At 71.4% G+C, this 15,124-nt stretch carries 11 protein-coding genes; 5 read left to right on the top strand and 6 right to left on the bottom strand.

The window, feature by feature from the left end:
* Positions 1 to 294: 294 nt before the first annotated feature.
* Together ACGFMM_RS20205 and metH are read right to left on the bottom strand one after the other, a co-directional pair.
* Positions 295 to 993: an HAD family hydrolase gene (locus tag ACGFMM_RS20205; RefSeq protein ID WP_393647730.1), complete on the bottom strand. Its 699-nt coding sequence runs from the start codon at positions 991 to 993 to the stop codon at positions 295 to 297.
* Between the two features lie 173 nt (positions 994 to 1,166).
* A complete protein-coding gene (metH, locus tag ACGFMM_RS20200; protein ID WP_393647729.1) occupies positions 1,167 to 4,676 on the bottom strand; it encodes a methionine synthase in 3,510 nt (1,169 codons plus the stop codon).
* 267 nt (positions 4,677 to 4,943) lie between these two features.
* On the opposite strand from metH, the gene ACGFMM_RS20195 reads away from it, so the two are divergent.
* From ACGFMM_RS20195 to ACGFMM_RS20175, 5 genes are all read left to right on the top strand, one after another.
* A complete protein-coding gene (locus tag ACGFMM_RS20195) occupies positions 4,944 to 5,705 on the top strand; it encodes an IclR family transcriptional regulator (RefSeq protein WP_393647728.1) in 762 nt (253 codons plus the stop codon).
* Positions 5,706 to 5,981: 276 nt separating this feature from the next.
* On the top strand, positions 5,982 to 6,767 hold the full coding sequence (locus ACGFMM_RS20190) for an MIP/aquaporin family protein (RefSeq protein ID WP_393647727.1): 786 nt from the start codon (positions 5,982 to 5,984) through the stop codon (positions 6,765 to 6,767).
* Between the two features lie 35 nt (positions 6,768 to 6,802).
* Positions 6,803 to 8,329 carry a glycerol kinase GlpK gene (glpK, locus tag ACGFMM_RS20185; protein WP_393647726.1) on the top strand — a complete coding sequence of 509 codons (1,527 nt, stop codon included), beginning with the start codon at positions 6,803 to 6,805 and terminating at the stop codon, positions 8,327 to 8,329.
* Positions 8,330 to 8,336: 7 nt separating this feature from the next.
* Positions 8,337 to 9,941, top strand: a complete 1,605-nt coding sequence (locus ACGFMM_RS20180; RefSeq protein WP_393647725.1) for an FAD-dependent oxidoreductase — start codon at positions 8,337 to 8,339, stop codon at positions 9,939 to 9,941.
* 160 nt (positions 9,942 to 10,101) lie between these two features.
* Positions 10,102 to 11,181 (top strand): PAC2 family protein, encoded by a 1,080-nt coding sequence (locus ACGFMM_RS20175; RefSeq protein ID WP_393647724.1) that lies wholly within the window; start codon positions 10,102 to 10,104, stop codon positions 11,179 to 11,181.
* A gap of 50 nt (positions 11,182 to 11,231) precedes the next feature.
* Here ACGFMM_RS20175 and ACGFMM_RS20170 read toward each other — a convergent pair whose 3' ends face one another.
* The 4 genes from ACGFMM_RS20170 to ACGFMM_RS20155 all read right to left on the bottom strand — a co-directional run bounded on the left by ACGFMM_RS20170 (position 11,232) and on the right by ACGFMM_RS20155 (position 15,089).
* Positions 11,232 to 12,206 (bottom strand): superoxide dismutase, encoded by a 975-nt coding sequence (locus ACGFMM_RS20170; RefSeq protein WP_393647723.1) that lies wholly within the window; start codon positions 12,204 to 12,206, stop codon positions 11,232 to 11,234.
* 150 nt (positions 12,207 to 12,356) lie between these two features.
* A complete protein-coding gene (gene mshC, locus ACGFMM_RS20165; protein WP_393647722.1) occupies positions 12,357 to 13,586 on the bottom strand; it encodes a cysteine--1-D-myo-inosityl 2-amino-2-deoxy-alpha-D-glucopyranoside ligase in 1,230 nt (409 codons plus the stop codon).
* A gap of 130 nt (positions 13,587 to 13,716) precedes the next feature.
* Positions 13,717 to 14,535 carry an SCO1664 family protein gene (locus ACGFMM_RS20160; RefSeq protein WP_393647721.1) on the bottom strand — a complete coding sequence of 273 codons (819 nt, stop codon included), beginning with the start codon at positions 14,533 to 14,535 and terminating at the stop codon, positions 13,717 to 13,719.
* Positions 14,499 to 15,089: a DUF3090 domain-containing protein gene (locus ACGFMM_RS20155; RefSeq protein WP_393647720.1), complete on the bottom strand. Its 591-nt coding sequence runs from the start codon at positions 15,087 to 15,089 to the stop codon at positions 14,499 to 14,501. Before ACGFMM_RS20155 ends, ACGFMM_RS20160 begins: the two co-directional genes overlap by 37 nt.
* Positions 15,090 to 15,124 lie beyond the last annotated feature (35 nt).

The raw sequence follows: 15,124 nt of genomic DNA, 5'->3' as shown, positions 1-15,124 counted from the left end.
ACGGGGTGGCGGCCGGCCGGTCACCGGTGAGTGATCGCCGATACGAGATGATCGATAATCATGCGGGGGAACGACCCGCCCAAGGATCCATGAATCCGGACACATGGCGACACCGGAAACGCATGATCCGGGCATGGGGCGCAGAAAGGCCACCTACCCTTCAGTACGCTCAGTGACCAAGGTCACTCGGGCGACTTCAGGACAGGTGGCCGAGGTGCACAGGGTCGCGATCACGGAGAACGCCCGGTACGGAGCCCTGCGTTTCCGTCCGCGTTCGCGCGAACCCGAACCCGCTCAGGCGCCGGAGATCAGGGTCCGCAGGAACGGCACGTCGACCTCTTCGAGCGAGCGGACCACGACCCGGCCGCCCGCAGGCGCGATGGGCGCGACGGACGGCACCGCGACGACCCGGCAGCCGGCCGCCTCCGCGGAGGCCACGCCGGTCGCGGTGTCCTCGATGACCGCGCACAGCGCCGGGTCGGCCCCGGCCCGCTCGGCGGCCGTGAGGTACGGCTCCGGGTGCGGCTTGGTGCGCGTCACCTCGTCGCCGGCGATGGAGTACGCGAACCGGTCCCGGCCCACCGAGGCCAGCACCCGGTCGATGATCCGCCGGTGCGAGGCGGAGACCAGGGCGGTGGGGATGCTGTGCCGGGCCAGCTCGGTGAGCAGCCGCTCGGCGCCGGGCATCAGCGGCACACCGCGGTCGATGCGCTGCTCGAACTTCTCGTTGAGCAGCACGGTCAGCTCGGCCAGGGTGATGTCCGCGCCCGTGGCCTCGATGAGATACCCGGCGCTGCGGCTCATGGGGCCGCCGACGACGATGTCGCGCCAGGACGCGTCGAGCTCGTGGCCGAGCGCGGCGAACGCCTCGACCTCCGCGTCCCACCAGAAGCCCTCGGTGTCCACGAGGGTGCCGTCCATGTCCAGGAAGACCGCCTGCAGGGCGGAGCTGCCGTTGGCACGGAACAAGGACGCGGGGACCGTACTGGTCATCCGGCACACCTCCACGGAGGGACGAAGAGGCCGGTCACCCACCCCGGTACGGGGAGGGAGACCGGCCTGCACTGGACCGACCAGTGTACGTCGGAATCACACGGGACGCACGGAACGACCCGTGTACCGCCCTGTGCCGGGCCTGCGCCGGCCTCAGGGCGGTCGTCACACGGTCACCGGGCGTTGAAGTACTTCGCCTCCGGGTGGTGGATCACGATCGCGTCCGTGGACTGCTCCGGGTGCAGCTGGAACTCCTCGGAGAGGTGGACGCCGATCCGCTCCGGCTTCAACAGCTCGGCGATCTTCGCCCGGTCCTCCAGGTCGGGGCAGGCGCCGTAGCCGAGCGAGAAGCGCGCGCCGCGGTACTTCAGGTCGAACATGTCCTCGACGTTCGCCGGGTCCTCCCCCGCGAAGCCGAGCTCGGCGCGCACCCGGGCGTGCCAGTACTCGGCGAGGGCCTCGGCCAGCTGCACGGACAGGCCGTGCAGCTCCAGGTAGTCGCGGTAGGAGTCGGCGGCGAACAGCTCGGCCGTGGCCTCGCCGATCCTCGAGCCGACGGTGACGACCTGGAGGCCGACCACGTCGGTCTCGCCGGACTCCTCCGGGCGGAAGAAGTCGGCGAGGCAGAGCCGACGGCCGCGGCGCTGGCGCGGGAAGGTGAAGCGGGTCCGCTCGTTGCCCTGCTCGTCCAGGATGATCAGGTCGTCACCCTTGGAGACGCAGGGGAAGTAGCCGTGGACGACGGCCGCCTCCAGGAGGTTGTCGGTGTGCAGCCGGTCCAGCCAGCCGCGCAGCCGCGGCCGGCCCTCGGCCTCCACCAGCTCCTCGTACGTCGGCCCGTCGCCGGCGCGGTTCTGCTTGAGGCCCCACTGGCCCTTGAACAGGGCGCCCTCGTCGAGCCAGCTCGCGTAGTCCTTGAGCGGGATGCCCTTGACCACGCGGGTGCCCCAGAACGGCGGGGCCGGGACGGGGTTGTCGACGGCGACGTCGGAGCGGCCGCCGGGCTCGGGCTCGCCGACCTCCAGGGCCGCGTCCCGCTTGGCGACGCGGCGCTGCTTGAGCTCGGGCAGCACGGCACCGGGGACGCCGCGCTTGACCGCGATCAGGGCGTCCATCAGGCGCAGGCCCTCGAAGGCGTCGCGGGCGTAGCGGACCTCGCCCTGGTAGATCTCGTGGAGGTCCTGCTCGACGTACGCGCGGGTGAGGGCCGCGCCGCCGAGGATCACCGGGTACCTGGCGGCCAGCTCGCGCTGGTTCAGCTCCTCCAGGTTCTCCTTCATGATCACGGTGGACTTGACCAGGAGACCGGACATGCCGATGACGTCCGCGCGGTGCTCCTCGGCCGCTTCGAGGATCGCGGAGACCGGCTGCTTGATGCCCAGGTTGACGACGTTGTAGCCGTTGTTGGACAGGATGATGTCGACGAGGTTCTTGCCGATGTCGTGGACGTCGCCGCGGACCGTGGCGAGCACGATGGTGCCCTTGCCGTCCGCGTCCGACTTCTCCATGTGCGGCTCCAGGTAGGCCACCGCGCTCTTCATGACCTCGGCGGACTGGAGGACGAACGGCAGCTGCATCTGGCCGGAGCCGAACAGCTCGCCGACGACCTTCATGCCGTCGAGCAGGGTGTTGTTGACGATGTCCAGAGCCGGGGTGTCCTGAAGGGCCTCGTCGAGGTCGGCCTCCAGGCCGTTCTTCTCGCCGTCGATGATCCGGCGCTTGAGCCGCTCCTCCAGGGGCAGGGCGAGGAGTTCCTCCGTCTTGCCGGCCTTGAGGGACTTCGCGGTGGCGCCCTCGAACAGCGCCATCAGCTTCTGCAGCGGGTCGTAACCCTCGCTGCGGCGGTCGTAGATCAGGTCCAGCGCCGTCTGCACCTGCTCGTCCTCGAAACGGGCGATCGGCAGGATCTTGGAGGCGTGCACGATCGCCGAGTCGAGGCCGGCCTTGACGCACTCGTCGAGGAAGACCGAGTTCAGCAGGATGCGGGCGGCCGGGTTGAGGCCGAAGGAGATGTTGGACAGGCCAAGGGTGGTCTGCACGTCCGGGTGGCGGCGCTTGAGCTCGCGGATCGCCTCGATCGTGTGGACGCCGTCCTTGCGGGACTCCTCCTGACCGGTGCAGATGGTGAAGGTCAGGGTGTCGATCAGGATGTCCGACTCGTGGATGCCCCAGTTGCCGGTGAGGTCGTCGATGATCCGCTCGGCGATGGCGACCTTGTCCTCGACCGTACGGGCCTGGCCCGTCTCGTCGATGGTGAGCGCGATCAGGGCCGCGCCGTGCTCCTGGGCGAGCCGGGTGACCTTGGCGAAGCGGGACTCGGGGCCGTCGCCGTCCTCGTAGTTGACGGAGTTGATGACGGCCCGGCCGCCGAGCTTCTCCAGGCCGGCCCGGATGACCGGGACCTCGGTGGAGTCGAGCACGATCGGCAGGGTGGAGGCGGTGGCGAAGCGGCCGGCCAGCTCCTCCATGTCGGCGACGCCGTCGCGGCCCACGTAGTCGACGCAGAGGTCGAGCATGTGCGCGCCCTCGCGGATCTGGTCGCGGGCCATCTCGACGCAGTCGTCCCAGCGGCCCTCCAGCATGGCCTCGCGGAACTTCTTGGAGCCGTTGGCGTTGGTGCGCTCGCCGATGGCCAGGTACGAGGTGTCCTGGCGGAACGGGACCGTCTGGTACAGGGAGGCGGCGCCGGGCTCGGGCTGCGGCTCGCGGACGGTGGGGGTGAGGCCCTGGACCCGCTCGACGACCTGGCGCAGGTGCTCGGGCGTGGTGCCGCAGCAGCCGCCGATGAGGGAGAGCCCGTACTCGCGGACGAAGGTCTCCTGGGCGTCGGCCAGCTCGGCGGGGCCGAGCGGGTAGTGCGCGCCGTTCTTGCCCAGGACCGGCAGGCCGGCGTTGGGCATGCAGGACAGCGGGATGCGGGAGTGCCGGGCGAGGTAGCGCAGGTGCTCGCTCATCTCGGCGGGGCCGGTGGCGCAGTTCAGGCCGATCATGTCGATGCCCAGTGGCTCCAGGGCGGTGAGCGCCGCGCCGATCTCGGAGCCGAGCAGCATGGTGCCGGTGGTCTCGACGGTGACGGAGACGATGAGCGGCACGTCGGCGCCGAGGGCGTCGAGGGCGCGCCGGGCGCCGATGACGGAGGCCTTGGTCTGCAGCAGGTCCTGGGTGGTCTCCACCAGGAGGGCGTCGGAGCCGCCGGCGAGCAGGCCCTCGGCGTTCTGCTGGTACGCGTCGCGCAGGGCGGTGTAGGGCGCGTGGCCGAGGGTGGGCAGCTTGGTGCCGGGGCCGATGGAGCCGAGCACCCAGCGCTGGCGGCCGGTGGCGGCGGTGGCCTCGTCGGCGGCCTCGCGGGCGATGCGGGCGCCGGCCTCGGAGAGCTCGTGGACCCGCTCGGGGATGTCGTACTCGCCGAGGGCGGCGAAGTTGGCGCCGAAGGTGTTGGTCTCGACGCAGTCGACGCCGGCGGCGAAGTACTCCTGGTGGACCGAACGCACGATGTCCGGCCTGGTGACGTTGAGGATCTCGTTGCAGCCCTCGAGGTCCTGGAAGTCCTCGAGCGTCGGGTCCTGTGCCTGGAGCATGGTGCCCATCGCTCCGTCGGCGACCACCACACGGGTGGCGAGTGCCTCGCGGAGCGCGGCGGCGCGGGTCCGGCTGTCGGCGGAAGGGGTCGGCAACGAGGCCATGGATGTGCTCCCTGGGATGCGACGGCTGTCGGCTTTGCGCCCTCGGCGGAGGGCGCACGGGGCCAGCGTAACCGCGGAGCGCCGGGGTGGACACGGCGTCCCACTGACCGGACGGCATCCTTTGTCGGGAGACTCCCGGTCGGCCGCTTCGTGGCGGACACTTGCAAGTGTCACGCGAGGTCGGCATCGACCGATAGTGTTCAGCATTGTCGAACAGCGTTGATCAACAGCGATCCACGCGATCCAGGCGGGAGAAAGGGCCGGGCGATGGCGAAGAACATCCAGTCGCTTGAACGGGCGGCGGCGATGCTGCGACTGCTCGCGGGTGGCGAGCGCCGGCTCGGCCTGTCCGACATCGCCTCTTCCCTGGGCCTGGCCAAGGGCACCGCGCACGGCATCCTGCGCACCCTCCAGGCGGAGGGCTTCGTCGAGCAGGACGCGGCCTCCCGGTACCAGCTGGGCGCGGAGCTGCTGCGCCTGGGCAACAGCTATCTGGACGTGCACGAGCTGCGGGCTCGGGCCCTGGTGTGGACGGACGACCTGGCCCGGTCCAGCGGCGAGAGCGTCCACCTGGGCGTGCTGCACCAGCAGGGCGTGCTGATCGTGCACCACGTCTTCCGTCCCGACGACAGCCGGCAGGTGCTCGAGGTGGGCGCCATGCAGCCGCTGCACTCCACGGCCCTGGGCAAGGTGCTGTCGGCGTACGACCCGGTGGCGCACAGCGAGGTCCTGGAGGTCGAGCTGAAGTCCTTCACGGACCGTACGGTGACCGGGCTCCAGGACTTCGAGTCGCTGCTCGACATGACCAGGGCGCGCGGCTGGGCCGCCGACGTGGAGGAGACCTGGGAGGGCGTGGCCTCGGTGGCGGCGCCGATCCACGACCGGCGGCGGATGCCGGTGGGCGCGGTGGCCATCACGGGCGCGGTGGAGCGGGTCTGCAGCGACGGGGAGCTGCGCTCGGAACTGGTGGCGGCGGTGCGCGACTGCGCGCGGGCGGTCTCCAGGGACCTGGGAGCGGGCCGCTTCTGAGCCCCGGGACGGACAGGGCGAGCCGCTGAGCGGAACCTCACGAACCCGCTGGTAACGATCGCGTTATCGGCGGGTTTTTCGTCACCCGAACCCTTGACGTGCTGTTAACCGGAGGGCAAAACTTCCGTTCGTCGGTCGGCATTGTCGAACACCTAACGGGAATGACCGCTAGAGTGTGTCCGTGCCAAGGACCGACGACGCCCTCACCTGAGGGCGCGGACCACCGGAGGGACCCGGGGTTCGCCTTCCCCTGGACGAAGGACAAAGGAGTCGCGGGTGTCCAGCTCCGACATCTTCATCGGCGAGGTCATCGGGACCGCCGTACTCATCCTGCTCGGCGGTGGCGTCGTCGCCGCCGTCGTGCTCAAGCGCTCCAAGGCGCAGAACGCCGGCTGGCTCGCGATCACCTTCGGGTGGGGCTTCGCGGTCATGACCGCGGTCTACATGACCGGCACCCTCTCGGGCGCGCACCTCAACCCGGCGGTCACCGTCGGCATCGCGATCAAGGACGGCGACTGGAGCAACGCTCCGGTCTACTTCGCCGGCCAGATGCTCGGCGCCATGCTCGGCGCCTTCCTGGTCTGGATCACGTACTACGGGCAGTTCCAGGCCCATCTGACCGACCCCGAGATCATCGGCGACCCGGAGAAGAAGGCCATCGAGGGCCCGCACGACAACGGCGGCGCCGGCCCCGTCCTCGGCGTCTTCTCCACCGGCCCGGAGGTCCGGGTCGTCTGGCAGAACCTGGCCACCGAGATCATCGGCACGGTCGTACTGGTCCTCGCGGTGCTCACCCAGGGCCTGAACGACAGCGGCAAGGGCCTCGGCGTCATCGGCGCCCTGATCACCGCGTTCGTCGTGGTCGGCATCGGCCTCTCGCTCGGCGGCCCGACCGGCTACGCCATCAACCCCGCCCGTGACCTCGGTCCGCGCATCGTGCACGCCCTGCTGCCGCTGCCGAACAAGGGCGGCTCCGACTGGAGCTACGCCTGGATCCCGGTGGTCGGCCCCCTGGTGGGCGGTGCCATCGCCGCGGGTATCTACAACATCGCGTTCGCCTGAGCCGTCCTTCCTCCCGACCTCCCTTGGAGTACACCGTGACCGACGCACACACCGCCGGCCCGTTCATCGCGGCGATCGACCAGGGCACCACCTCGTCCCGCTGCATCGTCTTCGACCGCGACGGGCGCATCGTCTCCGTCGACCAGAAGGAGCACGAGCAGATCTTCCCGAAGCCGGGCTGGGTGGAGCACGACGCCAACGAGATCTGGACCAACGTCCAGGAGGTCGTGGCGGGCGCCCTCGACAAGGCCGGCATCACCGCCGCCGACGTCAAGGCCATCGGCATCACCAACCAGCGCGAGACGACCGTGCTGTGGGACAAGAACACCGGCGAGCCGGTGCACAACGCCCTCGTCTGGCAGGACACCCGCACCGACGCGCTCTGCAAGGAGCTCGGCCGCAACGTCGGTCAGGACCGTTTCCGCCGCGAGACCGGCCTGCCGCTGGCCAGCTACTTCTCCGGCCCCAAGGTCCGCTGGCTGCTCGACAACGTCGAGGGCCTGCGCGAGCGCGCCGAGCGCGGCGACATCCTCTTCGGCACCATGGACTCCTGGGTCATCTGGAACCTGACCGGCGGCACCGACGGCGGCAGGCACGTCACCGACGTCACCAACGCCTCGCGCACCATGCTGATGAACCTGCACAGCATGGAGTGGGACGACAAGATCCTCACCTCCATGGAGGTCCCGGCCGCGGTCCTGCCCGAGATCCGCTCCTCCGCCGAGGTGTACGGCACCGTCAAGGGCGGCGTCCTGGACGGCGTCCCGGTCGCCTCCGCGCTCGGCGACCAGCAGGCCGCCCTGTTCGGCCAGACCTGCTTCGCCGAGGGCGAGGCCAAGTCCACGTACGGCACCGGCACGTTCATGCTGATGAACACCGGCGAGAAGATCATCAACTCCTACAGCGGCCTGCTGACCACCGTCGGCTACCGGATCGGCGACCAGAAGCCGGTCTACGCCCTGGAGGGCTCCATCGCCGTCACCGGCTCGCTGGTGCAGTGGATGCGCGACCAGATGGGCCTGATCAACTCCGCCGCCGAGATCGAGACCCTGGCGTCCTCGGTCGAGGACAACGGCGGCGCGTACTTCGTGCCGGCCTTCTCCGGCCTGTTCGCCCCGTACTGGCGCTCCGACGCCCGCGGCGTGATCGCCGGCCTCACCCGGTACGTCACCAAGGCGCACATCGCCCGCGCCGTCCTAGAGGCCACCGCCTGGCAGACCCGCGAGATCACCGACGCCATGACGAAGGACTCCGGCGTCGAGCTGACCGCGCTGAAGGTCGACGGCGGCATGACCTCCAACAACCTGCTGATGCAGACCCTCTCCGACGTCCTGGACGCGCCGGTCGTGCGCCCCATGGTCGCCGAGACCACCTGCCTCGGCGCGGCCTACGCCGCCGGCCTGGCGGTCGGCTTCTGGCCGGACACCGACGCCCTGCGCGCCAACTGGCGCCGGGCCGCGGAATGGACCCCTCGCATGGACGCCGACAAGCGTGAGAGCGAGTACAAGAGCTGGCTCAAGGCCGTCGAGCGGACCATGGGCTGGATCGAGGACGAGGAGTAATTCGAAGATGACCACCCTGCAGAGCGTCCCCTCCCTCGGGACGCACCCGGCTGCCGGATCGCTTCCGACCCGCGCCGAGACCAGAGAGCAGCTTGCGAAGGCGACGTACGACCTTCTGGTGATCGGCGGCGGCATCCTGGGCATCTCCACCGCCTGGCACGCCGCGCAGTCCGGTCTGCGGGTGGCCCTGGTGGACGCCGGCGACTTCGCCGGCGCCACCTCCTCCGCCTCCTCCAAGCTGCTCCACGGCGGTCTGCGCTACCTGCAGACCGGCGCGGTGAAGCTGGTCGCGGAGAACCACTTCGAGCGGCGTGCGGTGTCCCGTCAGGTGGCGCCGCACCTCTCGAACCCCCTGACCTTCTACCTGCCGGTCTACAAGGGCGGCCCCCACGGCGCCGCCAAGCTGGGCGCGGGCGTCTTCGCGTACAGCGCGCTCTCCGCGTTCGGCGACGGCGTCGGCCACCTGCTCTCCCCCGCGAAGGCCGCGCAGGACGTGCCGGAGCTGCGGACGCGGGACCTCAAGGCCGTGGCCGTGTACGGCGACGACCAGATGAACGACTCCCGCATGGCCCTGATGACCGTCCGGGCCGCCGTCGACTCCGGCGCGACCGTCCTCAACCACGCCGAGGTCACCGGGCTCCGCTTCACCCGCGGCCGGGTCACCGGCGCGGAGCTGAGGGACCGGCTCTCCGGCGACGAGTTCGGCGTCTCCGCCCGGCTGGTGCTCAACGCCACCGGCCCCTGGGTGGACCACCTGCGCCGCATGGAGGACCCGAACGCGGCCCCGTCCATCCGTCTCTCCAAGGGCGCGCACCTCGTCCTCAAGCGCACCTCCCCGTGGAAGGCGGCGCTGGCCACCCCGATCGACAAGTACCGGATCACCTTCGCCCTCCCCTGGGAGGACATGCTGCTCCTCGGCACCACCGACGAGGAGTACGAGGGCGACCCGGCCGACGTCGCGGTCAACGACAAGGACACCGCCCAGATCCTGGACGAGGCCGCCTTCTCGATCCGCGACCAGCAGCTCTCCCCCGACCTGATCACCTACTCCTTCGCGGGGCTGCGGGTGCTTCCGGGCGGGCCCGGCGACACCTCCAAGGCCAAGCGCGAGACGGTCGTCACCGAGGGCCGCGGCGGCATGCTGTCGGTGGCCGGCGGCAAGTGGACGACGTTCCGGCACATCGGCCGCACCATCATGAAGAAGCTGGAGTCGCTGCCGGGCCGTCCGCTCGGCGAGGACTACGAGTCCGTCTCCACGCTCCCCAAGCGGCTGCCGCTGCCGGGCATAGCCAACCCGAACGCGGTCGCGCACCGGCTGCTCGTGGACGGTCCCGCGCCCGGCCCGCGGATGTCCGCCGACACCGCCAAGCACCTGGCGACGCACTACGGTTCGCTCTCCTTCGACATCGCCCGGATGGCGAACGAGAACCCGGCGCTCGGCGAGCGCATCCACCCCGACGCCCCGGAGATCTGGGCGCAGGTGGCCTACGCCCGGGACCACGAGTGGGCCCAGACGGCGGACGACGTGCTGCGCCGCCGCACCACGCTGACGATCCGCGGTCTGGCGACGGACGAGATCCGCGCCAAGGTCGAGGACATGCTCGGCAAGTAGGGGGCGGACACAAGGCGGTCAGGGGCGGTCTCACGGGGGACCGTCCCTGACGCGTTCGTGTGCGGGGGACCATTCCTGGGTAGTTGATCAAGACCGAATCGGTCTTCGGAAAGCCGTAAGGTTGGTCCGTACGACAGGAACTTCGAAAAGGAGGCACTGGGTGATCGAGCTCGAGGGGGTTCCCGAGCTGATCGACCCGGTCATGGTGGCCGCGTTCGAGGGCTGGAACGACGCCGGCGACGCCGCCTCCACCGCGGTCGCGCATCTCGACCGGGAATGGAAGGGCGAGGTCTTCGCGGCGCTCGACGCCGAGGACTACTACGACTTCCAGGTCAACCGGCCCACGGTGTGGATGGACGGCGGAGTCCGGAAGATCACCTGGCCCACCACCCGGCTCTCGGTGGTCCGGATCGGCGGCGAGAAGCCGCGCGACCTGGTGCTGGTCCGCGGTATCGAGCCGTCCATGCGCTGGCGTTCGTACTGCAACGAGCTGCTGGGCTTCGCCCACGAGCTGGGCGTGGAGATGGTGGTGATCCTGGGCGCGCTGCTCGGCGACACCCCGCACACCCGACCGGTCCCGGTCAGCGGCGTCACCTCCGACCCCGACCTGGCCCGCACCATGGACCTGGAGGAGACCCGGTACGAGGGTCCCACCGGCATCGTCGGCATCCTCCAGGAGGCGTGCACGCACGCCGGCGTCCCGGCGGTGAGCCTGTGGGCGGCGGTGCCGCACTACGTGTCCCAGCCGCCGAACCCGAAGGCGACGCTGGCGCTGCTGAACCGTCTCGAGGACCTGATCGGGCTGCGCATCCCGCTGGGCGAGCTGCCCGAGGACGCGCGGGCCTGGCAGCTGGGCGTGGACCAACTCGCCTCCGAGGACAGCGAGGTGGCCGAGTACGTGCAGACGCTGGAGGAGGCCCGGGACACCGCGGAGCTGCCGGAGGCGTCCGGCGAGGCCATCGCCCGCGAGTTCGAGCGCTATCTGCGCCGCCGCGAGCCCGGCACGGGTCCGGGCCTGGCGACGGAGGGCGGCGACGGCTCGTATCTGCGGGACCCGGGCAGCGACCGCACCCGGCCTCCGAAGCCGCAGCAGCCGGGGCCGGAGGCGGTGCCGGGCACCGAGGCCGAGGGTCCCGAGCAGCCGGATCGGCCCGAGCAGTCCGACGCCGAGGACGGCGGGGACGGCGGCGACGGCGGGGACGGCAAGGACAGCGGGGACGGCAGGGACTCCGAGGACTGAGCGGTACGGGAGGGGCGGCGCGGCCGCCCCTCCCGTCCCCGTTTCGGGCCCTACACGCGTGGCACCGACACCACGTCGTAGTCCACGGCCGCCGGGTCCTCGTCGAGGCCGAAGCGGGCGTTGGGCAGGTAGATCCGGTCGCCCCAGACCGCCGCGGTGGTCGGCACACAGAACCGCTCCGGGTCCGTGATCCGCGCGATCGCCGTGCCGCGGGTCCCGGCCGCGTCGAGCCGGACGACGTCGATCTGGTTCTTCTGCTGCTGCACGATGTACAGCTCGCGGCCGAGCAGCAGCAGTCCGTCGCCGGCCGGGATCCGCAGGTCCCCGAGGTCGACGGTGCGGGCCTGGCCGCTGCGCGGGTCGACCCGCATCAGCGAGCCGCCGTCCTTGGCGCAGTTGACCACGAGCAGGGCGCGCCCGTCGGGCGTCCGCTCGATGCCGTTGGCGGTGAAGTCCGCGCCCTGGACCCAGTCGCCGCCGAGCGGCACGGTCTCGATCGCGTGGCCGGGCTCGCCGGTGACGTCGAGGGCGAGCCGGTACAGCTGCGGCTGGAAGGAGTCGGTGAACCAGGCCGCGCCCGGGGTGAGGACGACGTCGTTGACCATGGTGGTGTCCGCGCCGAGTCCGGTGAAGTTCCGCAGCAGCGCACCGCTTCGGGGATCGACGACCCGGATCTCCCGGCTCCAGCCGCCGGCGAGAAAGAGCCGCCGCTCGGCCCGGTCGATCTTGAGGCCGACGGTGCTGCGGTCCGTGCCGAGCCCCTGGTGGATGATCCGGCCCTCGCCGCTGGCCAGCGAGGCCCGGTAGACGGCCCCGTCGGCCAGCGAGCCGAAGTAGGCGTACGGGCTGTGCCCGATGGCGACGCCCTCCGGCTGGAAGCCGCGGGGCAGGGCGAAGCGGGTGGGCCACCGCCCGCCGGGAGCGGCCGCGTGGGCGGCTCCCGCGGTGAGCGGGGCGGTGAGTGCCGCCGCGCCGAGGGCGGCGGCGGCACCGAGGAAACCTCTGCGTGCGAGGGAACGAGGCACTGAGCGCCCTTTCGTACAACTGGTCGATTGATGGGCTCAGCCCATCACAACGCCCCGTCGCACTCCGGCACTTGGCCGAATCTCGTCCCTATCCGCGTGGTTGTCGGCTCCACGGCGACCGAGCCGGGGCCCGGTCGCCGTGGCCGCCGGTCAGAGCGCGACGCCGAGGAGGGCGTCGACCGCGCGGGAGACCAGGCCGGGCGCGGACTCGTCCGTGCCGCCCTCGGTCTCCTGGAGCGCGGCCCAGCGGTCGACCGCGGCAAGCGCGGCCGGGGCGTCGAGGTCGTCCGCGAGGGCCTCGCGGAGCTCCTCGACCAGCGCGTCGGCCGACGGGCCGTCCGGCCGGGAGACGGCGGCACGCCAGCGCCCGAGCCGGGCGACGGCCTGGTCGAGGACGTCGTCGGTCCACTCCCAGTCGGCGCGGTAGTGGTGGGCGAGCAGGGCGAGGCGGATCGCCGCCGGGTCGACGCCGGCGCGACGCAGCGCGGAGACGAAGACCAGATTGCCCTTGGACTTGGACATCTTCTCGCCGTGCAGGGCGACCATGCCGGCGTGCACGTACGCCTTGGCCATGGGGTACTCGCCGGTGAGGGTCTGGGCGTGCGAGGCGCCCATCTCGTGGTGCGGGAAGATCAGGTCGGAGCCGCCGCCCTGCACGTCGAAGCCCATGCCGAGGTGGTCCAGGGCGATGGCGACGCACTCGATGTGCCAGCCGGGGCGGCCGGGGCCGAGGCTGCCCCCGTCCCAGCTCGGCTCGCCCTCGCGGGCGGCCATCCACAGCATCGGGTCGAGCGGGTTCTTCTTGCCCGGACGGTCCGGGTCGCCGCCCCGCTCGGCGGACAGGTGCCGCATCAGCTCGGTGTCGTAGTTCGAGACCTTGCCGAACTGCGGGTCGGCCTCGACGGAGAAGTAGACGTCGCCGTCCAGCTCGTAGGCCGCGCCGGCGTCGCGCAGCCGCTCCACCAGCGGCACGATGCCCGGTATCGCCTCGACGGCGCCGATGTAGTGCTGCGGGGGAAGCATCCGCAGGGCGGTCATGTCCTCGCGGAACAGCGCGGTCTCGCGCTCGGCGAGGGTGACCCAGTCGATGTCGTCGCGGAGCGCCCGCTCCAGGAGCGGATCGTCGACGTCGGTGACGTTCTGGACGTAGTGGACCTGCCGCTTGGTGTCGAGCCACACGCGCTGAACGAGGTCGAACGCGTTGTAGGTCGCCGCGTGACCCAGGTGGGTCGCGTCGTACGGCGTGATGCCGCAGACGTAGATACGGGCGACGGGGCCGGGGGCGAGGGTCACTCGTCCGCCGGTCGCGGTGTCGTGGATCCGGAGGTCGCGGCCCTTGCCGGGCAGGGCGGGGACCTCAGAAGCGGGCCAGGCATGCATGCCCCGAGCGTAACCGGACGGGTGTTCCGGATACGAACCGGATACGCGATCTTGTCCGATCAGGCGTTCTTGCGGATGCGCGGGAGTTGTGCCTGCGGCACGGACCGGCACCGGGCCCCGTCGGTCCAGGTCAGACGGGGGGCCAGGGGAGGGCGGGCCACTGGCCGGACGGTTCGGGGTGGCGTCCGGTGGTGCGCAGCCGGGCGACCCGGTCCCGTACGGCATCGATCTCGGCCGGAGTGAGCAGCTCCGCCAGGCGGGTGGCGAGCGGGGCGCCGGCGGTGAGCCCGGCGTCGAGCGCGGCGAGCGGCCCGGCGGCCTCGCCGGGCAGCGGTTCGCCGGCCCAGCCCCACAGCAGGGTGCGCAGCTTGTCCTCGACGTGGAAGGTGACGCCGTGGTCGATGCCGTACAGCCGGCCGTCGGGCGCGGGCAGCAGGTGGCCGCCCTTGCGGTCGCCGTTGTTGATCACCGCGTCGAGGACGGCGAGCCGGCGCAGTGCGGGGTCGTCGGCGTGCACGAGCAGGGCGGTGCGGTCCTCGGCGACCTGGGCGAGCCCGACGGCCTTCCAGCCCTCGCCGGGCTCGTCCCGCTCGACGAGGCCGAGCAGCTCGGCGCCGTCGTCGGCGTCGATCCACAGCTGGACCATGCCCTCGCCGTACGGGCCGTCGCGCAGCACGGTGGGCGGCACCAGGCCCCAGCCGGTGGCCTCGGAGATCTCGTACGCGGCGACCTCGCGCCGGGCCAGGTTGCCGTCGGGGAAGTCCCACAGGGGCCGCTCGCCGGCGACCGGTTTGTACACGCAGTCGGCGGACTCGCCCTCGTACGCGGCGGTGCAGAGCAGGACGGCGTTGGACGCCTCGCGGACCTGGCCCTTGACGGTGAGCTCGCCCTTGGCAAGCAGGTCGAGCACCGTCACGCCCCCCGGCGGTATCCGTTCTGGCGCGGGCATACGTGTCCTTCCGGGTCGAGCGGGAGGCTGCACAGCGGGCACGGCGGGCGGCCGGCGTTGACGACGTCGAGGGCTCGCTTGGCGAAGGCGCGGGCCTGCACGCCGGTGAGCCGGACCCGCAGCATCGGCGGGCCGTTCTCCTCGTCCTGGAGCAGCCGCTCCTCGGCCTCGGCAAGGTCCTCCTCGGACTCGACGTCGAGTTCGACCAGGGCCTGCGCCTCGACGATCATCCGCTGTTCCTCGCCGTCCCAGGCGAGAGCCATGGTGCCGACGCGGAACTCCTCCTCGACGGGCGTGTCGAGCGGAGCGGCGTCGGAGACGTCCGGCGGGGCGACGGCGGGCACCGGGGCGTTGCCGCCGGTGCGTCGCACGACCTCGTCGAGGAGTTCGTCCATGCGCTCGGCGAGGGCCGCGACCTGCGTCTTCTCCAGGGCCACGCTGGTGACCCGGCCCGCGGCGGAGGCCTGCAGGAAGAACGTGCGGCGGCCAGGCAGTCCGACCGTGCCGGCCACGAAACGCTCCGGTGGGTCGTAGAGGAACACCTGACGGGCCACGTCCCTGTCTCCCTTGGGTCTCGGCGGCGGATCTC

Source organism: Streptomyces sp. NPDC048604 (genome assembly GCF_043199435.1).
Lineage (GTDB): Bacteria > Actinomycetota > Actinomycetes > Streptomycetales > Streptomycetaceae > Streptomyces.
Note: the sequence above shows the minus strand (reverse complement) of the source record. Positions and strands in the feature narration are given on the sequence as shown.